We start from the raw sequence: 20,989 nt of genomic DNA on the forward strand, positions 1-20,989 counted from the left end.
CGGGCAAGACCAGCTGTCACCTGCAAATGCAAGGTTGAACGCCTGCGAACGACATCAATGGGTTTCGGCATGGGCCCTGAGCTCAGCCCTCTTCTCGTCGGAGACGACGGCAAGGTCGAGCACCTTCTGCAGTTCGGCCGCATGGTGGAATGACGGTTCGGCCTGAACGCCGCTGCGCACTGCATCGACAAACCGCTGGTAGTTGGTCGGCACCGTTCCGGCATCGAGGACCTGCCATTTGGCATTCTCGATGTTCTCGCCCATGCACACTTTCAGCTCCGAGCCGTTCAGATTGTGCACGACTTCGATGCCGCCCTTGTCGCCATAGATGCGCAGCCGCAATTCGTTGAGATGACCGGTTGCCCAGCGGCTGGCATGGACGACACCGAAGGCGCCGTTGCTGAAATCCAGCGCCATGGTGAAGCTGTCGTTGGCGTCCAGCTCGTACTCGCCGATCCGGTTGCCGGGCGCCTTGTCGAAGGACCTCAGGCGGCAGAACACATTGTCGATGTCGACCGCCGCGCCATAGCTGGCGAAATCGAGGATGTGGATGCCGACATCGCCCAGCACGCCGTTGGAGCCGTGGCCGCGCGACAGGCGCCAGAGCCATTTCGGATCGGTGCGCCAGTCGCCCCAGAATTTGGAGACCAGCCAGCTCTGCAGATAGGACGCTTCGACATGCCTGACCTGGCCGATCTCGCCGGCCAGCACCATGGCGCGCGCCTTCTGCAGCGGCGCGACGTTGCGATAGGTCAGGTTGACCATGTTGATGATGCCGGCGCGCTCGGCGGCATCAGCCATTTCACTGGCCCTCTGGTAGTTTTCGGCCAGCGGTTTTTCGCACAGCACCGGCTTGCCCGCCGCGACCAGCATCATGGTGGTCGGATGGTGGATGCGATCCGGCGTCACGTTCGCCACCGCGTCGAACTTGCCCCATGCGAGCGCGTCTTCCAGCGACGCGAACCGGTTGGGGATGCCGTTGATGTCCGAAAACTTGTCGACACGCGCGCGATCGAGATCGACGGCGCCGATCAGTTCGACGCCCTCGATCTTGCTGAACTGCCTGGCGTGCTCCTCCGCCATCCAGCCGGTGCCGAGTATCAGGAGACGCATGATTCTCATCCTTAGGATTAAGCTCTATCTTCTTGTTTATCACTGATTTTCCGAACCGAATGTTCGGGATTATGGTCTAGCGATAGCCGGCTTCATCAGCGGCATGGAGTTTTCCGCCGCGCTCGACGATCGGCTCAAGCGCCTTTTCCACCGGCACGTTCGGCGCGTCGAGGATGGCTGGATTTGACCCCTGCGGGTTGTGCGCCCATTTCACGGCGTTGCGCAGCACTTTCTGGACGGTGGCGTCGTGATAGGTCGGATAGGTCTCGTGGCCGGGCCTGAAATAGAAGATGTTGCCGGCGCCGCGGCGATAGGTCAGCCCCGACCGGAACACTTCGCCGCCCTGGAACCAGGAGATGAAAACCGTTTCCAGCGGCTCCGGCACGGCGAACTGCTCGCCATACATCTCTTCGTTCTCGAGCTCGAAATACTCGCCGATCCCTTCAGCGATCGGATGGTTGGGGCTCGTCACCCAGAGCCGCTCGCGCTCGCCGGCCTCGCGCCATTTCAGCGTGCAGGGCGTGCCCATGAGCGTCTTGAATATCTTCGAGAAATGGCCGGAGTGAAGGACGATCAGCCCCATGCCTTCCCAAACGCGGCGCGCCACACGCTCGACGACCTCGTCGGCGACGGCGCCATGGTCCTTGTGTCCCCACCACACGAGCACATCGGTTTGCGCCAACCGGTCGGCCGGCAGACCATGTTCCGGCTGCTCCAGCGTCGCGCAGGACACGGATATTTCGGTGTCGAGCTTCAGCGCGTTGGCGATCGTTGCGTGCATGCCCTCGGGATAGATCCCCGCGACCACCTCATTGGTCCGTTCATGGATATTCTCGCCCCAAACGACAGCGCGTATAGTCATGACATCCTCTCGATTGATTGAAGCCGCCGCCCCGGTCCGGTCAGTCATAGTATCCTCGGCCGGGAATGAAAACCTTCGAGATTGGCCGAAATCTCCCCACAGCTTCGTCATCCCACGGCGGGCAGGAGCGAAGCGACGTCGAGAAGACCCTGGGATGAAGAAGCCATGAAGACGGCCGCCGCGGCGACCTACGCGCCGCGCCCTTCCGACGCGACCTGCATCAGCGGCTTGCTAGCCGCGCACGACGAGACGCTTGACCTTGCCCTTCTTGAAGGCGGCGAGGAAGCGGGCATAGTCCTTGAAAACGACGCAGCCGCTCGATTCTCCGCGGCGGCCGCGCAGCAGGTAGGTGTGCGCAAGAAAGCCGTCCCGACCAAATTTGTTCTTGCCGTCGATAGGAGTGAGACGCAGCGCCTCGACGCCATGGAAGCGCGATTCACGCAGCCTCAGATCGTAGGTGTGGGGCGGCGTTGGGCCGGCATTCTTCCGGTTGGCGTAGCGCGGCTGGTCGGCCATCGAGCCCAGTCCCGAATGCGCCTCGAGCCGCGAACCGTCCGGCATATAGACGGTTTTCGCCGAGATGTCGTAGACGGCGACGCCGCTGCCGATGCCGGGCTTGGTGAACAGGTTGCGGAAGGCCCCGCCGCCCGCCGGGCTGTCGGGTTTGGCATAGGCCAGCATGTCTGCGGCCTTCGACCGCTTGGCCGGCTTGACCGGGCTGCCCTGCATGCCCGGGCTGCCTTGCATGCCCTGCTTGGCTTGCATGCCCTGCTTGGCTTGCATACTTGGCATCGCCGCCGGTGACGAACTCCTCGGCGACAAGGCTGGCGCCCGGGGCATCTCGTCCTGCGGAGCGTCGGCGGTCTGCGCTTTGTTGGCATTGGATGGCCGAGACTGGGCCTTGGCGGCCTTTGATGACTGGACCTTGGGCGCTTTGGCCTTGGGTGCCTCGACCTTGGGCGCCTCGACATGGGGCGCCTCGTCTGACTGGTCGACTTCCGCCCGCGGGCGGAAGGTCGGCAAGGGAACGCTGTCGGGCATCTCGTCCTGCGGCGGCAGCGAGGCCATCTGAACCTCGCCCTCCGGCGGCGCCGTCGCCACCTCCGGCAGCACATCGATCATCTGTTCCGGCAACGCATTCGCCAGCGCGAGCGCCAGACGGGAGGATCGTTCGATCTCGGCGATCTCCGGCCCGAAGCGCACCGCGGCCGGGCCGTTCTGGTCGGGCAGGCGCGCCGGCTCCGCAACGCCCGCGGCCGCCGGCAGGCTGGCAAGCATAGGAGGTGCTGCGTGGGCAAAGGCAGCAGCAAGCTTTTGCGGCGACAGCGCGGCTTTCGCCACCACGCTGTCGAAGCGCGCTTGCGGCGAGATTTCTGCGACAAGCGGCACAGTATCCGGCTGCGCCAGCGGTTTGAGACGCGCCGCCTTGCCTTCATGCACGAAGTTCGCGGCGGCCTGTGCGCAACCGGCATCGCATCGGCTGAGCAGCGACGCCTGACGCTGCCGGCTTGCCGGTAACGGCGCCCACGAATTGGCCCATGAATTGGCAAGCGTGCGATCGGCGAGCGCGATGGTGCGCGGCGCGCGCAGGCTTTGCGGAAGACTGTTGGAGGCAGCGGTGAGCGAGGTTCCCACCGAATAGAGGCCGGCCATGGTCGCCACCGACCACAGAGCGACCGCAACGCCAACAACGGGAACCGCGACCCAGCGCAGCCCGGGCCTCATCGAAGTCAATCCAGAGTCAGGATTGTCACCCCGGTTTTTCAAACGCACAAACGCCATACACCAACCTCAATCGGCCTTGCGGCATGCGGGGCTCGCAGCCGTCACAATCACAGTCGCCTGGTGCCCCCTGCACGCTTCGCGTCTGTTGCCGATTGATTCAAAAGATGGACAAACTTGGTTAACCAATCCCTCTACCGATCGCCGATTGGGCGAAGGTCGATAACAAAAAAGCCCCCTCCACGACTAAGAAAATGGCGGGAATGCCCTCCGTATCAGGCTTTGCTGCCCGTTTTTGCCGACCGAGTCAAGAAACCGAAAGGACTAGACCTTGCCTGGGCGGGCGACAGCTGAAGCTTTCTCGGATCAAAAGCGTCGCGTCACGCATAATCGTCTGCGCGCAGGCAGCGTTGCCGGCGCGGCTTTGCATACAGGTAAATTCGATTGTGCTAATATACCTTGGTCATGCACATTTGTGCGCGACCAACAAACGGGAGGATGCGATGGGAACCATGAATCGCAGGTCTGCAATTGCTCTCGGCGTCACCGCCGCCGCGGTAACGCCGCTATTCGCCTTGGCGACGCCTGCAAGGGCCGCCAAGCAATACGGCCCGACGGAGGGCAAGGAGGTTGCGCCCGGCATCAGAGTGGTGGAGGTCGGCACTGGCAACTCCGACATTCCCGCTTACAAGAGCATCTCAATCGTCGATATAGTCTTCCAGCCCGGAGCAGTCTTTCCTGAAACCGTGATGGACAACGACATGGTATGCACGATTGCTGCCGGCGAATTCACGATCAAGAAGGCGGACAAGGAATTCAAACTTAAGGAAGGCGAGATGTACACTTGCGCCAAGGGCAAGACCGACGGTGCCACGAATACAAGTAGCGTGGTCGGCGTGCATCGCATTGCGATCTTGATGCCTGCCTAGACCAATTCCAGGAAAAGTGTGCAACGGTTTCTGCCCGGAATTGCACAAAGAAATAGCCAGAGCGGTTCAGCGAACCGCTCTGGCGCATGACCGAAATGAGGCCCGCGACCTCCGCCGGAGGGGCGGGCCTTGTCATTGCGTGCTTGTCCTATGCGGCGCGCAGGTTTTCCGCCGGCCGCAAATTCTGGTTCATGCGGAACAGGTTCAGCGGGTCGTAGCGCTGCTTGATTTCCAGAAGCCGCCGATAGTTGCCGCCATAGGCTGCTTCGACCCGGTCGACCTCGTCCTCGGGCATGAAGTTCACATAGGCCGTGCCGGCGGCATACGGCCTGATCGCCTCGTAAACACCGCGCGCCCAGTCGATGCAGGCGCGGTCCATTTGCGGTTCGCGCCAGCGGGCGTGGACATTCATGACGAAATGCGCGCTGCGTTGCGGAAACGCCGTTGCATCCGCTGTCACGCGGCCTGCGGCACCGCCGATATGGGCGAAGAATATCTCGCATTCAGGCCCCGGAAGCCTGGGTATCGCGGCCGTGACGACCTCGATCGCGCTGTCGGAAAGCTCGGTGAAGTCATGGCTCTTCCAGTAGTTTCGGGCGCCGGGCGTCAGCAACGGATCGAATGCCTGCTCCCAGCCGGTGAACGGGTTGGGGCCGACCACATCGGCAATCGGTGTGCCGATGGCGCGAAGCCTTTGCGTCGCTTTCTCGCCCTCCTGAAGATCGCCGCAATAGCACATGGCCAGGACCAGCACCTCCTTGCCATGCCATTCGGCCGGCAGGAACGGCAGCGGCGGCGCCTGCCGCATAACCACCCAGCAGGTCAGCTCATTGGGCGCTGCTTCGAGCGCCGCTCGGTATTCCCGCAACACATTTTCGGCATCGGCGAAAGGATGAACGACAAGCCCCGCCAGCACCTGCGGACCAACGTGGTGAAGCTTGAACTCGAAGGCCGTGACGACGCCGAAATTGCCGCCGCCACCGCGCAGCGCCCAGAACAGGTCGGGATTTTCGGTCTGGCTGGCGCGCAACAGCTTGCCGTCGGCCGTAACCACATCGGCGCCGAGAAGATTGTCGATGGTCAGGCCGAATTTCCGCGTGATCCAGCCGAAGCCGCCGCCCAACGTCAGGCCTGAAATGCCGGTGGTCGAGTTGATCCCGATCGGCACTGCCAGTTCGAAGGCCTGTGTTTCCGCGTCGACGTCGGCGAGCGTCGCTCCAGGTTCCACCCATGCCCGCCGCGTCGCTGGATCGACCCGCACCGACTTCATCGGCGACAGATCGATCATCAGGCCGCCATCGCAGACGGCACTGCCGGCGATGTTGTGGCCGCCGCCGCGGACCGCGACAAGAAGCCGGTTTTCCCTGGCAAAATTCACCGAGGCGATGACGTCGGCGGCACCGGCGCAGCGCACGATCAGCCCGGGCCGCCGGTCGATCATGGCATTCCAGATGCTGCGTGCGTCGTCATAGGCGGCGTCGCCTTCCCTCAGCACGGTGCCGCGCAACTGTGCCGAAAGCGCTTCAAGGGCCGCGGCTTCGACCGTCGTCTTGCCGCGTTCAAGCGTGGTGAGGCTCATGCTGTTCATGGCTTTCCTCCCGATTGCTTTTTCTGAGCTGTTTCCCCCCACCCGGTTTGAAGTGTGCTCTTATATTAGATATCACGCAAGTTCAAAGCCGCTTGCTGGCCGGTCTTGCGGCACGCGGCGGTGGCCGCGCCCAATCGGACGAGATCTGACGCAGGCCGCCGGTTTGCGAGGATGCAGAATGACATTGTTGGCAGCTTGCTAGTCGGCATGCCGCCGGATTTCACCTTCAGCCCGTCCGTGAAGGCGATGGGGCCTAACGGCCCGCCGCCCAGGCGAGGGCGGACTGCACGTCTTCCTCGATCCGGTGCCGCGCTGACGGGCTCACGCCGTCCCCTTCTGCATAGACGATGCTGGGCGAGCCATAGGCCGGCAATTCCGGCCTATGGCGATTTGCCGATCAACACTCTTCGGTAGTCTTCTTCATTTGACCGGGGGCGGCGGTCTTGGTGTCGGTGTCCTGCTGACCAGGAGCGGCCTCTCGCGCGCTGCCGGTCTGCTGGCCAGGTGCGCAATCTTTGGCCGAATTCGGATTCGTGCCGCTGGTGGTGGTCGAGTCAGTTTCCTGATCGGTTGTGGTGGTGGAGTTGGTTCCCTGATCGGTGGTGCTGGGCATGGTTGTGGTCGTCGAGGTTCCGCTCGTCGAGCTTCCGCTTGTCGTCTGGGCAAGTGAAAGCCCGGACGATACTGCCAGCATGACCGACGCCAGAAGGATGCGTTTCATCGTCGTTCTCCTGTTCTGAATGCGCGGGATGCGCTGGAAAACCAACAGTGAGACCGAAGGACTGTTCCTCGACCATGTTCAACTTTTGTAACTCCGGCCTAACGGTCAGCTCTCATTGAGACCAAAGGCCGGAGACTAAAGGCCCGGCAAAAAAGCCCGTCGGCAGGCCAAACCGACATGGCTGCTGGATCGACGTGAAACGATCCCGCCGGTTCGGCCGAGGAACTACGCAGCGGTCCGCGGAGTTAGGCATGTGATCCACATAAGCACAGGAGAGCTCTGATGGCACCGCGCAGAAAATCCGACGATCCGTCCGAAGGCCCGACAATCGAACAGCAGGATTGGGACGCGATCAAAGGCGGCAAAATTCTACCAGACAGCGTGCCGGGAAACGGCGACATCCGTTATGACCTCGAGAAAGAGGGTGAACTGCCCGAGGAAGACGACGACAATCCGTACCAGGACAGCGACGAGGCGCTGCCGGACGATGAGGAGGAACGCGCTCTCGCGCGTAATCCTTCGAAACAAGACATCGACGAGCCATGACGGCAGCATTTAATAGGCCCGGCTAGCCCGCCCGGTTCGGGTGCGCTCCAAATTCCGTGAAAATTCCTGCAGCGACAGAAAAGGCCCCGCGGGGAGGAAGCGCGGGGCCTTTGTCCGAATGCCGTCCGAACGGCCTTCATAGTCGCTGGAGTAGAACGACTGCGCTTCCAACCGTGGCGGGCGGATGTTGTTCCATCGAAACCGAAAAAAAGACGGTGCCCGTTTGTTGTTTGCGCCAGCATTGCTGCCGCAGAGCTAACGCTTGTCGAGGACGCTGTGGCACTTGGTTTGCGCCTGACGCGTCGCACCACTTGTCAGACAAAGCCGGGAACCGGCTTTGTCTTGCCGCTTAGTTGCGCGCCCAATGTCAGTGTCTGCGGGAAATTCCGGACAATTGCCGCCATCAAGGTGGCGCTGCCGGGGCGAAGGGCAATTCCGGCAAGTGCTGCAGCGGCGTGGACCCGTGTCGAAAACAGTCTTTTCCAGGCCGCCTCATAGCGTCTGCCGGCAGCCTCGCGCCCCACCCGGCCGCTTGGCGCGCATGCGAGTTCGCAAGCCAGCAGCCATCCGGACTGAAGCGCCATCGAGATGCCCTCGGCGATAACAGGATGAGACTCTCCGGCTGCATTGCCGACGCGGAAGATGTCCCGTTCGTAGCAGGAGCGAATGCCCGGCCGGATCGGGCCTGCGGCAAGCCACGGACCGTCGCGGTGAGCTGCCCCAAGGGCATCCCTGACACCCCGGCACGATTCCATCAGATGGCGGGAGACCGCATCGGCGGCCGATACATGGCTGTGGTTTGGGCCACGGTGTTTACGCAACCGCGCCAGCATATCGCGCCGAATGCAGCACGAGATCGACAACCGGCCATGATCCGCCGAGACCATGCCGCCATAACCGCCCGGAAACGCCAGCAGAGGCATCAAATCAGGCGCCAGGGACGACCCGGCGAAATGCGCCTTGAAGCCGAGCAGGTCCGAGGGGCGGTTGCTCTTTCCGGGCTGGCTGGGCAGCGGTCCTGGTTCCCAGGAGCCGTGTGCGGCGACAATCACCGAGGCACGTAACATCGACGTTTCGTCTCCGGCTTGAATTCGCACCATTTGCACCTCGCCATCCCGCTCGATGGCGACGGCGCGGCAAGGCTGAAATATCTCGACGCCCGCCGATCGCGCCGCCTGCAAAAGCAGACAGTCGAGAATGTCCCGGCCAAGCGCCCGGCCGAAACCATCGTTTGCAGCGGGCCGATCTTTTGCACGGGGCCCATTTTTTGCAGGAGGCATGGGCGCCTCGACACTAGCTTCGCCGGAAAAGAAGCCGACGCGGCGGATTTCGGGGCCGGCATTGGCACGCCAGGCATCGCCGATCTCCAGCTGGTCCAGAAGCGCAAGATTGCTTGCCGATATATATTCGCCGCAGACCTTGCGGCGCGGGAACGCGCTCTTCTCCACGATAGCCACGGCCCACCCGCGCCGGGCCAGCGTGAGCGCGACGGACGTGCCCGCCGGGCCGGCGCCTATGATGATCGCGTCATGGGTCCGCGTCATAGGTCATCACCGGCGCTGGCACCGACGAAAATGTGGGAAAAAAGGCCGGCGCGCCGTTCCTCGACCGGTTTGCCTTTTGCCGCAAGCCAGAGACCGGAAAGCTCATTGCCGCGAAAGCCGCCACGCACGCTTTGAGCGGCGTCGTTTCGTGTGACGTCATTGGCGCCGATTGCCGGGAGAAGACGGGTAGCGGCCAGCGCCAGTTTTGCCCGCAATGGCTCTGTCGCCAACAGCAGCGGGGCCTTCGGCGCCATCAGCGAAAACAGGCGCACGAGCTCGGCATCGTCGAAATGATGCAGAAACAGATTGACGGTGATCGCGTCGAACCGCCTGCCCTCATTCTTTCTTGCCCAGTCGAAGACATCGGCGGTGATGCCTTCGGCCGTCCACCCCAGCCTGTCGAAATCACCACGCAATTGCGCGGTGATGAGGTCGACGCGGTCGAGCATCACCAGTTCGACCCCAGGCCATTGCCCGGCCATGCGCCGCGCTACCGCCAGCATGAAGGAGCCATCGCCGGCGCCGATCTCCAGAATCCGGCGTGGCGGCTTTGGCACAAATTTCCCGAGCAGCGACGCCATGATCTTTGCCTGAAACATCAGCGCGTTGATGTGACGAAGGTCGCGGCGCGTGGCAAGCGCTCGCGGATCGTCCGCCGCAAGTCCGTCAAGGATTTCCGGCGCAAGCTTACGGTGCTCCAGGCCACTCATGACACGGTTCGAAAAAGCATGGTTTCGGCCGTCAGCCCGGGTCCGAACGACATGCCGCAGCCGAGCAGGCCCGGCGGCGCCTTCAGCATCTCCTTCATCACGAACATGACGGTCGCTGACGACATGTTTCCGTATCGGCGCAACACCTCGCGCGATGGCTCCAGCGCGGTGGGCGCGAGTTTCAGAGCCCTTTCGACGGCGTCGAGAACCGACCGTCCACCCGGGTGAACGGCCCAAAGGTCGACCGCTTCCGCTGTCCGGCCGCTGAGAATGGCGTCCTGGTTGCTCCGCAACGCTTCATGAATCGCTGCCGGGACCTGGCCGGAAAGAACCATCTCGAAGCCGTGGTCGCGAATGCTCCAGCTCATCAGATCCCGCCGCTCACGCGCCACGATACAATGAAAGCTCTCGAGCTCGACGCCGGCCGGCTCTGCGGTGACGAGCGCGGCCGCGCAGCCGTCGCCCCAGAGGCAGAACGACAGCAGCTTTTCCAGTTCGGTCGTTTCGCGCAGATGCAGCGTGCAGAGTTCGATATTGACCAGGAGGACCTTGGCGCGAGGGTCGGAGCGGACGATGTGGCGGGCAAGCTTGAGACCGTTGATCGCCGCGTAGCATCCCATGAAACCAATCATCGTGCGTTCGACCCTGTCCGGCAGGCCGCACCGCGCAACCAGTTCCAGATCGATGCCGGGCGCCGAAAAACCGGTGCAGGTGGTAACGATGAGATGAGTGATGCGGCGAGCGTCATCGCCAAGCTGCAATCCGTCGACGCCTTTTTGCGCCAGAACAGGCGCGGCATCTCCGAACATTGCCATTCTCTCGGCCGTTCCAGGAAAGGCGCCCCGGATAAAAGTCCCGGCAAGATCGGCAGTTGGTCCATCGGGGTCGATGGCTGGTGCAAAGCAGGAATAGCGGCGCTCGATGCCGGCGAGATCAGCCATGCGTTCGAAAATTCTTCGGCGATCGGCCGCAAGCATCGAGGCCGCGAAACGCAGATAGAATTGATGAACCTCATGCTCCGGCACCGCTGTCGCGATCCGGTTGATATAGGCTTTGGCCGGCATATTCTGTCTCCTCGGCGTATGCACGGTGTAACGTGAGGCCACCGCCGGAGGGTCTTTGCTCACCAAGGATGGAGCGTTGTTCGATAAACGTTTCCGAAAACTGATTTCATCCCGAGATTCAGCACACGCTGTTGCAAGGCGATGCTGCGGTTCGCCGGCACTAGCAATATAGGCTCCATCGCCGAGGCGTCGACGGGAGAGCCCGCGCTTCTGGCAAGATGCGAGCCGCGGGCCGAGGCGCCTTGCGTCCGGAACCCACCGGGCACCGTCTTTTTCCTGCATCGACGGAACATTAGCGCATACTAACAGTTGTAGGATGACAGCGGGTATCTCCCGGATATTGGCTGCTGGATCGGGGCCCGTACCCCGGTCGGCCCGCGCTCCTCCAGAGGCGCGGGCCTCCCGGTCCTGAGGGCGGCTATTGGAACAAGAATGCCGAGCAGGCGTTCCACAAATTATGTCCAGCTGCCCGGGATTCGCGGAAAAGACAAAGGAGAGCTGTCATGAACAATATCATCTGGCTGGTTGGGGCCGTCGTTATCGTAATAGCGATACTCAGCTTCCTTGGCCTTCGTTAACATTCGCCTTTAGCGAAAAGGCGACGCAGGACTAAGTAGTCACTTGGATCTACTCCGAAACCCATACCGCAGCGCTAGCTGACGCCGCTGTGTCACGCGTTTTCCTGCTGCAAGTGTTCCGATTCCAATCGCCCGATCGTTTAAGCAAAGCACGATGTTGATCTGCGCACGCCAGCAATTGCGTCGCATCGGTCCGCTGGGGGTTGCGAACTCTCGAAGCCGGTCGCCAAATTGCGTGAGCGGTATGAAGCCAAGGCTTCTTTCTCGTCTTGATGTCAGGGCATTGGGACTTGCAAAAGCCGCACTTTGAGGCCAGCCTATGCGCATGATGGCACGCCGGTCGGCAAAGCAATTGCTTGTCATGCTGCTCGCGGTCTTCCTGACCGCCGGGTTCAGCCTTGCCGGCGCTCAGGCGAGCGTCATGTCGGCGCAGATGATGACGACGACGTCGGACAAAGCCATGGTCATGCACTCCGACGCGGACACGGCCATGTCGTCCGACATGGCTGGCGACTGCAAGGCGTGCCCCAAAGGAGCCGGCGACAAAGGCGATCCTATGCATTGCCCGCCGACCTGCATCGCACCGGTGCTCGCGGTGCTGCCGCAAGGCATCGCCATGAGGATAGTTGCGCGGATGCAGGAGCCGTTGGCGCTACCGACCCCGCTTCTTCACGGGCGAAGTTCCCTGCCCGACCCATACCCTCCAAGACAAGCGATCTGATCTGACGCCGTTTCAGCCGTCCTGCGGCTGATTGTCGGCGCTCGATCGCCCACTGCGCTCATTGTGGCGTAGCGGGCGCGGACAGCAGGTCAATCGATGTCGGACGGTCGCCGTCGATCGAGATCGCAAAGGGCATAAGGGTGCATTCCGATTCCAGTTATTTGATTTCACGCCGCAGGTTTCTCGTTGCGGCGGCGGGGGTTGCCGCGTCCGCATCGATGCGTCCCAGGTGGGTATCCGCCATGGAGGAGCGCCGGATCAGGGTTGCGGCGAGCCAGGCCCGGCTCACCGGCCCCGATGGCCCGCAAACCCCGGTATGGGCCTATGACCGGACAGTTCCCGGCCCAGCGCTACGCCTGCGGCAAAGAGAGCCGGCCCGTATCGTCGTCGACAACGGGCTCGACGAGGACACTACGGTTCATTGGCATGGCATACGATTGCCAAATGCGATGGACGGCGTGCCAGGCCTGACCCAGAAGCCGATCAAGCCGGGCGAGAGCTTCGTCTATGAGTTCACGCCGCCCGATGCCGGCACCTTCTGGTATCATCCTCATGCCGACAGCCTGGTGCAACTTGGCCGCGGCCTTGCCGGCGCACTGATCGTCGAGGAGGCCGAGCCGGTCGCCGTCGACCGCGATCTCTTGTGGCTGCTGCAGGATTGGCGACTTGCCAAGGATGGGCAGATCGCTGCCGGCTTCGGCAACATGATGGATGCGGCGATGTCCGGCCGCGTCGGCAACGTCGTCACCATCAACGGCACGGTGCCGGCCGACCAATTGGTGAAAGCGGGCGAACGGATCAGGCTGCGGCTGGCCAATGCGTCGCTCGCCCGCATCATGGCCTTGCGCTTCGAAGGTCATCGCCCGGTTGTCGTCGCGATCGATGGCCAGCCCTGCGACCCGCACGAACCGGATAGCTGGCGCCTTGTGCTCGCGCCGGCCATGCGCATCGATGTGATGCTCGACATGCAGGGCGATCCGGGCAAGCGCTACGCCGTGATCGACGATTTTTATGATGGCCTCGCCTACACACTGACCACGCTCGCCTATGACGAGGCGCCGCCGCTGCGCGCGCATCCTCTCGACGCGCCTGTCGGCCTGCCGCGCAATCCGCTGCCGGCCCCCGATCTCGCCGGGGCCGAGCGCCAGGAGATCGTGCTGCAAGGCGGCATGATGGGTGGTGGCAAGCTCGCCGGCGTCGGCGGCATGATGGGCATGGGGATGCCCGGTATGAATGGCGAGGCCGCCTGGGCGATCAACGGCACGTCGATGACCGGCGACGGCCACGCCGGCATGGCGCCGCAATTCACGCTGAGACGCGGCACGACCTGTCATCTCACCATGCGCAACGAAACCGCTTGGTGGCATCCGATGCACATCCATGGCTTCAGCATGTCGGTGCTTTCGCGCAATGGTTCGTCGGTGCCGCACCGGCAATGGCAAGACACGGTGCTGCTTGCCCCAAAAGATACGATCGAATGCGCCTTCGTCGCCGACAATCCCGGCGACTGGATGCTGCACTGCCATGTCGCCGACCACCAGATGGCCGGCCTGATGACCGTCTTCCGCGTAACCTGAATCCATTCGTTCAACGAAGGAGAACTGCAATGAAACTGACCTACCGCCTCGCCGCCCTTGCCGCGCTGATCGCAACGCCGCTGCCCGCGGTCGCCGCCACGATCGAAGCGGTGATGTACAAGAACCCGCAATGCAGTTGCTGCGAGTCCTATGCCGCCTATCTCGAGCAGAACGGCTTCAAGGTCGATATCAAGCCGGTCAACAATCTGTCGCAGATCAGCAGCGATGCCGGCGTCCCCGCCGACCTCGAAGGCTGCCACACGCTGATGGTTGACGGCTATGTCATCGACGGCCTAGTGCCGATCGACATCGTCAGGAAGCTTTTGACGGAACGCCCCGCCATATCAGGCATCACCCTGGCCGGCATGCCGACCGGCGCGCCCGGCATGGGCGGCGAGAAGTCAGGGACCTGGACGATCTACGCCTTCACAAAGGACGGCAAGGCGCCGACCGTCTACGCGACGCGGTGAAAACAGTCGTGACCATGAGCAAACTGGCCATGGCCCTGGTTGGCATGCTGCTGGTGTTTTCGCGGTCGGCATCGGCTTCCGAACCGCCGCAGAATTTTGCCGTTCACGAAACCCCGGTGCCGGTGCCAGAAATCAGCTTCGAGGACGGCGATGGTCGACCCCGAAGCCTTGCCGATTTTTCCGGCAAAATCGTGCTGCTCAACGTCTGGGCGACATGGTGCGCCCCCTGCCGGAAGGAGATGCCGACGCTCGACCGGCTGCAGGCCGAGCTCGGCGGGCCGGATTTCGAGGTCGTCGCGCTGTCGATGGACCGCGCCGGCCCGGACATCGTGAAAAAGTTCTTCGCCGAGATCGGCATCGAGCACCTCGCCCTCAATATCGATACCTCAGGCAAGGCCATGTTCGCCATTGGCACCGTCGGCCTTCCAGCGACTTTGCTGATCGATCGCAACGGCAAGGAAGTCGGCCGGCTGATCGGCCCGGCGGAATGGGACGCGCCCGACATGGTCGACTTCATCCGCAGCCGCATCGCTGCCAGGTGAGAAAGGAACAGATATGTCCGAGCCAAAGGCTCGCTGCGTCGCGCCGGCTTTGAACGAATGGAGGCGTTTGCTGCTACGCGTAATTGCCATCGCGGCGCTGATCGCAGGCTTTGCGTATCCGGCGCAAGCTCACTCGCTCGGCGAAGTCGATGCCATGCTTCAGAGCGACGAGAAATATTTCCAGACGCTCGACAGACCGGCGCCCGATTTCACACTGCGTACCGCCGACGGGCGTGTCGTGCGGCTGGTCGATTTGCGCGGCAAGGTCGTCATCCTCCACTTCATCTACACATCGTGCCCCGATGTGTGCCCCCTGCATGCCGAGAAGATCGCCGAGATCCAGAAAATGGTGAACGGCACGCCGATGAAAGGCCAGGTAACCTTTGTGACCATCACCACCGACCCTGTGAGGGACACGCCGGACGTGCTGCGCAATTACGGACCGGCGCACGGGCTCGACCCGGTCAATTGGCTGTTCCTGACCACGACCGCGGGTCAGCCTGAGGATGCGACCCGGAAGCTCGCGGAAGCCTTCGGCCACAAGTTCGCCTTGACCGATGGCGGTTACCAGATGCACGGCACCGTCGCGCATGTGATCGACAAACAAGGCCATTGGCGCGCGAATTTCCACGGCCTGAGTTTCGCGGCGGTCAATCTTGTCACCTTCGTCAACGCGCTGACCAACAATGTCGAGCGCCCGCACCATGAGAAGGAAACGGGGTGGTGGGCGAAAATCAAGGGCATGTTCTGAGGCACCATTCGTCTTGACCGAAATTTACGACGAACTAATTCCCATCGGAATCGCCGATGCTCACCGGCGAGGGCGGGCTTCCACCGACCATAGAGGCGACCGCAATGATGAATGGCCCAATGGGTATGTGGATGATGGGCGGCATGGGGCTCACATGGGTCCTGGTGCTTGTCGCCCTTGTGCTCGTGATTGCAGCGCTCCTCAAATACCTGCGAAGCTGACGGGGCTGACGATCGCGACCCGAAGAGCGACAGGACCGCGATAGGAGAAAGGATCGCGGACAGGTGAAATTCCCAGTCCGCAAGCACGGTTTTACCGACGAGCAGATCGTGGACGCGCCGAACCTGTGGGACGGCTGCGGCGGGGCATCCAAATTGCCATACCGGGTTGACCTTCTAGCTACAGGAAGGTTTACTTTCCCACTGACCAAGGAGATTTTCATCATGAACATTGGCATCGCATCCGAAAAATCCGGCCTGCCGTCCAAGACGATACGCTACTATGAGGACATCGGGCTTTTGCGCCCGGCCCGGACGGAGAATGGCTATCGTGACTATTCGGCAGACGACATCCACCGCTTGCGATTTCTGCAGCGCTCGCGCAGCCTGGGTTTTTCGGTCGACGAGTGCCGCCAGTTGCTGTCGCTCTATCAAGACAGGGACCGCGACAGCGCCGACGTGAAGGCCATTGCCAAAGCCAAGCTCGTGGAGATCGACAGGAAGATCGCCGAACTGGTGGGATTGCGCGGCCTGCTGCATCATCTGGTTGAGCATTGCCATGGCGACGAGCGGCCGGACTGCCCGATCATCGACGAACTGGCGGGAGAAGGCCTGGTTCAGTGAAATGGACCGCCGCCACCGTGATGCTGTCGCTTGCCTGCGCCTCCGCGGTGGTGGCCGCGGCTGGACCTGACCCAATCATTGCGACGCGCCAGTCCTCGATGAAGGAGATGGCCGCCGCCGCGAAAACGATCGCCGCGATGTTCGACGGCAAGCTGGCCTATGACGCCGCGGCGTTCAAGGCGGCGGCCGAGACCATCCGCGCCCGCACCGGCCCTACGCTTATCACGGAATTTCCGAGCGCGACATTGGGCGCGCCTTCGGGCGCCAAGTTGGAAATCGATCAAGCCCGTTCGGAATTCGAGGCTCTGGCCCATCACATCGGGACGCTGGCCACCACGCTTGCCGCCAAGGCCGAGCGGGCGCCCGCCAGCATCACCGACGACATGAGGATGGGTACCGGCCCGGCGATGGGCGGCGGCAGTCTGCTTGGCAAGCGGCCGGCAGCGGCGCAAGCCGATCCTGCCAAGGCTCCTGCCGAGCACCTGTTGCATCTTATCCTGCAGGATTGCTCAAGCTGTCATTCGAAGTTCCGGCAGAAGGTCCTGTGAAGGCCCGACCGTTCTGCGGGATCTGTGCCGGACCGGATGGCTGATTGGCGGGATGTGGCGCCTGATTGACGTTGCGGCGGCTTTTCTTCATTGTCCGATTGCTGCCTGCCGCGAGGTTCAGCAATGAAGCGCAGTCTCGCTTTCGGTGTGATTGTGATCGCCGTCGTCGGCGTGCTGGGCGGCACTGCACTTTTGATTGCTGGTCAGTCAAGAGTTTCGCAAGACGCAATCCAGTCATCGGTTATCCGCACCCCTGAATTGATCGACAGCGCCTGGAAGCTGCCCGTGGCTGCCACTTTCAACGCCGACGTCACATGGCAATCGAACGGGTCGAGGTGCGGCCCGGCAAGTGTCGCAAACACATTCCGCTCCATCGGCGAGGAGGAGACAACCGAAGCCGAAGTCCTCGCGGGAACGGGAAAGTGCTGGACAGGCCTCTGCATCATCGGGCTCACGCTGGACGAGCTTGCCGAGGTCGCTCGAACGAACACCAAGCGGAAGGTCTCCGTGCTTCGGGATCTGAGCGCCGATGCGTTTCGCGAGCACATGAAGCGCGCCAACGATCCCGCCCGCCGCTACATCGTCAACTTTACCCGTGAGAAGATTTTCGGCGCCGGCGTTGGCCATTTTTCCCCGGTCGGAGGGTATCTGGAGGCCGAGGACATGGTCTTTGTGCTCGACGTAAACGAGGACTACAAGCCCTGGCTGATCGAGCGAGAGCGCCTGTTCTCAGCCATGGACACAATCGATAGCGACGGCGACAAAAAGCGCGGCTTGCTGCTTATCGAGTAACACCGTTCGCAAGCAGTTTTGCAGGCCGTCAACGAGCGCGGTGCCTTCGGCTCGGGCGCGGAGGCCGAGGTCCTGTTGGACTCGGAAAACTTGATAATTTTCATCATGATATATATCAAGGCGAATGGTTCATGGCACTACAGGGAAACGGGAAGTGGCCTTCGCCCCGCGCATGGAAAGTCGCATTCAGGGTTTTTCCGTCATTGGCGGCCTGAAAGGGCATGTCTGGGACGGCGTCGTCGCCGACCTCTGGGACGTTTCGTGCGGGGAGCAAGCGGGAGGCTATTATGTCTCTCCCGACCCCCGGCTCTTTGTCGCGCTGGATGTGGATGGCGACGGCGCCTTTTTCGTTGAGGGTTCGCAGGGCGAATTGCGCCGTCACGACCGGGCATTTTCGATGGCCTATATACCGGCCGGGGTCCCCATCAGGGGCAGGGTCGAGGGCCTGCGCCGCATCAAGCACCTCGATCTGCACTTCGACGAGGCAGCGCTGACGCGCCGTTTCGGCGGCAGCCTGGACCGCGACGCCTTGCATGTGGCGCGGTTTCAGTTTCGCGACGACCGGATCGCCATGCTTGCCGGCCTGATCGCGGCCGAATGCGACAGCGGCCAGCCGATGCACGATCTCTACGGCGAGGGCCTGCTGAATGCATTGTTCGCCGGGCTTTTCGAAATCGGCCAACCGGACGGACAGCGGCGCCGCACGCCGCTGTCTCGTCGAAAGCTGCGCCTAGTCACCGACTACATCGACGCCCATTGCCTGGGCAAGATCCGTCTTGCCGATCTGGCCGCGCTGACGGGCCTGTCGGAAACTGCCACTAGCCACGCATTCAAGGCGGCTACGGGTATACCGCCGCACCGTTGGCAGATGCAGGCACGGGTTCGAAAAATTCAGACAATGATGGCGCATGAATCCGCCTCACTCGGCGATATCGCGGAAGCAACCGGCTTTTTCGATCAGGCGCATCTGACGCGGGTGTTCAAATCCGTCGTCGGATTGACGCCTGGTGCGTGGATGAGGAGCGCCGGCAGGCGCAGCGATGCAACATCAAGTCGCAATGTCCGCCTTTTGGGACAAAAACCGACAAACCCCGCAAATCCATCCAATGACCCCAACATAAGCTGAGGTAAACAGTCAGGTATATGCGTTTCGATAACCCTGGGGTTTGCCTTATGAACAGAATCTGCCGGATGAAGCTGCTGTTGGGGGGCGCCGCCCTCGCTTTGATCCCGACCATGACCGCGTTCGCCCAGCAAAACGACGTCCAGCTCGAGCCTGTGGTGGTCGAGGGCGAGGCCGGCGACAGCGCGACCGGACCGGTCGACGGCGTCGTTGCCAAGGAGACAAAGACCGGGTCCAAGACCGCGACCAAACTCACCGAGATCCCGCAATCCGTCTCGGTGATCGGACGGCAGGAAATCGACGATCAGGGAGCGCAGAAGATCGACGAGTCGCTGCGATATACGGCCGGCGTTTTCACGCAGCCCTTCGGTCCCGACAGCGATACCAACTGGATTTTCATCCGTGGCTTCCAGGCGACGGACACCGGCATCTACATGGATGGCCTGCAGCTGTTCAGCTATGGCTTCGGCGGATTCTATATAGATTCCTTCGGGATCGAGCGCATCGAAGTGCTGAAAGGTCCGGCCTCGGTGCTCTATGGCGGCAGCAATCCGGGCGGCATCGTCAACTATGTCAGCAAGCGTCCCGACGGCAGGCAGCGCTATGTCGAAACCGGCGTCAACGACGCCGGTAGGGTCTATCTCGGCTTCGACATCGGCGACATGGCTAGCGACGGCGTGGTCAGCTACCGCGTCAACGGCCGCGTCGCCGGCGGCGATACCTATAGCGACCTGCAGGACGGCTGGCGCGGCTTCATCTCGCCAAGCATCACCTGGCAGCCCGACGAGCAGACCCGGCTGACGGTGCTCGCGAATTTCAGCCACATCGACGAGAACCACAATGGCGGCAACTTCCTGCCCTACATTGGCACAGTGGTGGACCGGGTCGTCGACGGCGTGAACTATGGCCGCATTGATCCCGACGCCAACTCCACAGAACCGTCCATCGATCTCTACAAGCGCGAGCAGGGCTCGATCAGCTACGAGTTCGAGCACACGTTAGACAATGACTGGACAGTGCGTTCCAACACGCGCTTCGGCGCGGCATCCATCGACGAGGTCAGCGTCTACCCCAACGGCTGGGCGAGCGCGACGGAACTGGATCGTATCAATTTCGGCCACGATACCGACGTCATGACATTTCTGTCGGACCTCCAGATCGAAGGCAAATTTGAGACCGGCGCGATCGAACATACGCTGCTGGCCGGTATCGACTACAAATATTACAACATCGACCAGGTGCAGTCGTCGGCGGTCTTTGGAACGACCCCTCCCATCGATGCCTTCGACCCTGTCTACGGCGCGCCGTTGACGCCTCGCGTCAGCTATCTCAACCAGGACCTGACGCAAAAGCAGTTCGGCTTCTATGCGCAGGACCAGCTTCGCTTCGGCGATGGCTGGTTGGTGACGCTGAACGGCCGCTACGATCGCGGCTGGCTCGAAGCCGACAACCGTCCGACCTACTATTCGGAGACCTTCGGCCTTCCCGTCATCGACCAGAGCAGCACCGTTGGCGATTTCTCCGGCCGTGCCGGCCTTGCCTATGAGTTCGACAACGGCGTCACCCCCTATGTCAGCGTCGCCACCTTCTTCAACCCGATCATCGGAACCGACGCGAATGGCGATCTGTTCAAGCCGGAAGAGGGCGTGCAGTATGAGGTGGGCGTCAAGTATGAACCGACCTTCATCGATGGCCTGTTCACCCTGTCGGTGTTCGACCTCACACGCCAAAACGTGGCCATCGCCAGCGACACCGATCCTTTTGCCCAGGTCCAGGCCGACGAGCTGCGCTCTCGCGGTGTGGAGCTCGAAGGCAAGGTGAACGTCACCGAGGATCTCAGGGTGACTGCGGCGCTAACCGCCTATGATATCGACTTCACCAAGAGCGACGACCCCGACCTGATCGGCAAGACGCCTTTCATCGTGCCCGAAGTCATGGCCTCGGCGTCGGTTGATTACACCTTCCGCGGTGATTGGTATGACGGCATCTCGCTCGGCGCTGGCGTGCGCCATCTCGGCTCCTCATGGGCTGACAACGAGAACACGGCGAAGGTGCCGGCCGTCACGCTGGCTGATCTGAAGCTCGGCTACGAGAAGGAGAACTGGGGCGTCGACCTCAACATCACCAATCTCTTCGACAAGACATATGTGGCAAGCTGCCAGACGACTCTGACCTGTGCCTATGGCGAAGGCCGGTCGTTCAAGCTGAAGGCCCATACGACTTGGTAGCTATCGGCTGTAGGCCCT

21 protein-coding genes are annotated in these 20,989 nt (G+C 62.1%); 13 read left to right on the forward strand and 8 right to left on the reverse strand.

Annotated features, from left to right (window positions below; translation table 11 throughout):
• Positions 1–54: 54 nt before the first annotated feature.
• The 3 genes from RPG13_RS26810 to RPG13_RS26820 all read right to left on the reverse strand — a co-directional run bounded on the left by RPG13_RS26810 (position 55) and on the right by RPG13_RS26820 (position 3,700).
• The gene (locus RPG13_RS26810; RefSeq protein WP_337126409.1) at positions 55–1,113 is read right to left on the reverse strand and encodes a Gfo/Idh/MocA family protein; all 1,059 of its coding nucleotides are present in this window, start codon (positions 1,111–1,113) and stop codon (positions 55–57) included.
• A 76-nt stretch (positions 1,114–1,189) separates the two neighbouring features.
• Entirely contained in the window at positions 1,190–1,975 is a 786-nt protein-coding gene (locus RPG13_RS26815) for a ThuA domain-containing protein (RefSeq protein ID WP_337126410.1), read from the reverse strand.
• A 231-nt stretch (positions 1,976–2,206) separates the two neighbouring features.
• A complete protein-coding gene (locus RPG13_RS26820; RefSeq protein WP_128283987.1) occupies positions 2,207–3,700 on the reverse strand; it encodes a DUF2778 domain-containing protein in 1,494 nt (497 codons plus the stop codon).
• Positions 3,701–4,200: 500 nt separating this feature from the next.
• On the opposite strand from RPG13_RS26820, the gene RPG13_RS26825 reads away from it, so the two are divergent.
• Positions 4,201–4,626 (forward strand): hypothetical protein, encoded by a 426-nt coding sequence (locus RPG13_RS26825; protein ID WP_095489267.1) that lies wholly within the window; start codon positions 4,201–4,203, stop codon positions 4,624–4,626.
• A gap of 148 nt (positions 4,627–4,774) precedes the next feature.
• On the opposite strand, the gene RPG13_RS26830 is transcribed toward RPG13_RS26825, so the two are convergent.
• Both RPG13_RS26830 and RPG13_RS26835 read right to left on the reverse strand, forming a co-directional pair.
• Positions 4,775–6,214 carry an FAD-binding oxidoreductase gene (locus RPG13_RS26830; protein WP_095489171.1) on the reverse strand — a complete coding sequence of 480 codons (1,440 nt, stop codon included), beginning with the start codon at positions 6,212–6,214 and terminating at the stop codon, positions 4,775–4,777.
• Between the two features lie 397 nt (positions 6,215–6,611).
• Positions 6,612–6,935, reverse strand: coding sequence for a hypothetical protein (locus tag RPG13_RS26835; RefSeq protein WP_126105556.1), 324 nt, complete (start codon positions 6,933–6,935; stop codon positions 6,612–6,614).
• 282 nt (positions 6,936–7,217) lie between these two features.
• Here RPG13_RS26835 and RPG13_RS26840 point away from each other — a divergent pair, with 282 nt between their 5' ends.
• Positions 7,218–7,481 (forward strand): hypothetical protein, encoded by a 264-nt coding sequence (locus RPG13_RS26840; RefSeq protein WP_095489169.1) that lies wholly within the window; start codon positions 7,218–7,220, stop codon positions 7,479–7,481.
• 314 nt (positions 7,482–7,795) lie between these two features.
• Here the strand turns inward: RPG13_RS26840 and RPG13_RS26845 are convergent, their stop codons facing one another.
• The 3 genes from RPG13_RS26845 to RPG13_RS26855 are packed head-to-tail and all read right to left on the reverse strand — an operon-like array spanning position 7,796 to position 10,799.
• Positions 7,796–9,025, reverse strand: a complete 1,230-nt coding sequence (locus tag RPG13_RS26845; RefSeq protein ID WP_292220205.1) for an NAD(P)/FAD-dependent oxidoreductase — start codon at positions 9,023–9,025, stop codon at positions 7,796–7,798.
• Positions 9,022–9,735: a methyltransferase domain-containing protein gene (locus tag RPG13_RS26850; RefSeq protein WP_095489167.1), complete on the reverse strand. Its 714-nt coding sequence runs from the start codon at positions 9,733–9,735 to the stop codon at positions 9,022–9,024. The genes RPG13_RS26845 and RPG13_RS26850 overlap by 4 nt, the downstream gene beginning before the upstream one ends.
• On the reverse strand, positions 9,732–10,799 hold the full coding sequence (locus tag RPG13_RS26855; protein ID WP_128286212.1) for a type III polyketide synthase: 1,068 nt from the start codon (positions 10,797–10,799) through the stop codon (positions 9,732–9,734). Before RPG13_RS26855 ends, RPG13_RS26850 begins: the two co-directional genes overlap by 4 nt.
• A 903-nt stretch (positions 10,800–11,702) precedes the next feature.
• On the opposite strand from RPG13_RS26855, the gene RPG13_RS26860 reads away from it, so the two are divergent.
• The 11 genes from RPG13_RS26860 to RPG13_RS26910 all read left to right on the forward strand — a co-directional run bounded on the left by RPG13_RS26860 (position 11,703) and on the right by RPG13_RS26910 (position 20,971).
• Positions 11,703–12,098: a hypothetical protein gene (locus RPG13_RS26860; protein WP_245330098.1), complete on the forward strand. Its 396-nt coding sequence runs from the start codon at positions 11,703–11,705 to the stop codon at positions 12,096–12,098.
• A gap of 242 nt (positions 12,099–12,340) precedes the next feature.
• Positions 12,341–13,675, forward strand: coding sequence for a multicopper oxidase family protein (locus RPG13_RS26865; RefSeq protein WP_442921359.1), 1,335 nt, complete (start codon positions 12,341–12,343; stop codon positions 13,673–13,675).
• A gap of 29 nt (positions 13,676–13,704) precedes the next feature.
• Complete coding sequence (locus RPG13_RS26870; protein WP_095489164.1) at positions 13,705–14,145, forward strand: DUF411 domain-containing protein; 441 nt, start codon at positions 13,705–13,707, stop codon at positions 14,143–14,145.
• Positions 14,146–14,159: 14 nt separating this feature from the next.
• Positions 14,160–14,687 (forward strand): TlpA family protein disulfide reductase, encoded by a 528-nt coding sequence (locus RPG13_RS26875; RefSeq protein WP_128244338.1) that lies wholly within the window; start codon positions 14,160–14,162, stop codon positions 14,685–14,687.
• Between the two features lie 13 nt (positions 14,688–14,700).
• The gene (locus RPG13_RS26880) at positions 14,701–15,438 is read left to right on the forward strand and encodes an SCO family protein (protein WP_337126411.1); all 738 of its coding nucleotides are present in this window, start codon (positions 14,701–14,703) and stop codon (positions 15,436–15,438) included.
• A gap of 56 nt (positions 15,439–15,494) precedes the next feature.
• Positions 15,495–15,659, forward strand: a complete 165-nt coding sequence (locus RPG13_RS26885) for a hypothetical protein (protein ID WP_337126412.1) — start codon at positions 15,495–15,497, stop codon at positions 15,657–15,659.
• 222 nt (positions 15,660–15,881) lie between these two features.
• Positions 15,882–16,280 carry a Cu(I)-responsive transcriptional regulator gene (cueR, locus tag RPG13_RS26890; protein ID WP_095489162.1) on the forward strand — a complete coding sequence of 133 codons (399 nt, stop codon included), beginning with the start codon at positions 15,882–15,884 and terminating at the stop codon, positions 16,278–16,280.
• Positions 16,277–16,828 carry a cytochrome c gene (locus RPG13_RS26895; protein ID WP_337126413.1) on the forward strand — a complete coding sequence of 184 codons (552 nt, stop codon included), beginning with the start codon at positions 16,277–16,279 and terminating at the stop codon, positions 16,826–16,828. The genes cueR and RPG13_RS26895 overlap by 4 nt, the downstream gene beginning before the upstream one ends.
• 123 nt (positions 16,829–16,951) lie before the next feature.
• A complete protein-coding gene (locus tag RPG13_RS26900) occupies positions 16,952–17,620 on the forward strand; it encodes a phytochelatin synthase family protein (protein WP_292670496.1) in 669 nt (222 codons plus the stop codon).
• 154 nt (positions 17,621–17,774) lie between these two features.
• A complete protein-coding gene (locus tag RPG13_RS26905; RefSeq protein ID WP_337126414.1) occupies positions 17,775–18,746 on the forward strand; it encodes a helix-turn-helix domain-containing protein in 972 nt (323 codons plus the stop codon).
• A gap of 47 nt (positions 18,747–18,793) precedes the next feature.
• Positions 18,794–20,971 (forward strand): TonB-dependent siderophore receptor, encoded by a 2,178-nt coding sequence (locus RPG13_RS26910; RefSeq protein WP_337126415.1) that lies wholly within the window; start codon positions 18,794–18,796, stop codon positions 20,969–20,971.
• Positions 20,972–20,989: the final 18 nt, after the last annotated feature.

Origin of the sequence: Mesorhizobium sp. ISC15 (assembly GCF_037162615.1) — a bacterium.
GTDB classification, from domain to species: Bacteria; Pseudomonadota; Alphaproteobacteria; order Rhizobiales; family Rhizobiaceae; genus Mesorhizobium; species Mesorhizobium mediterraneum.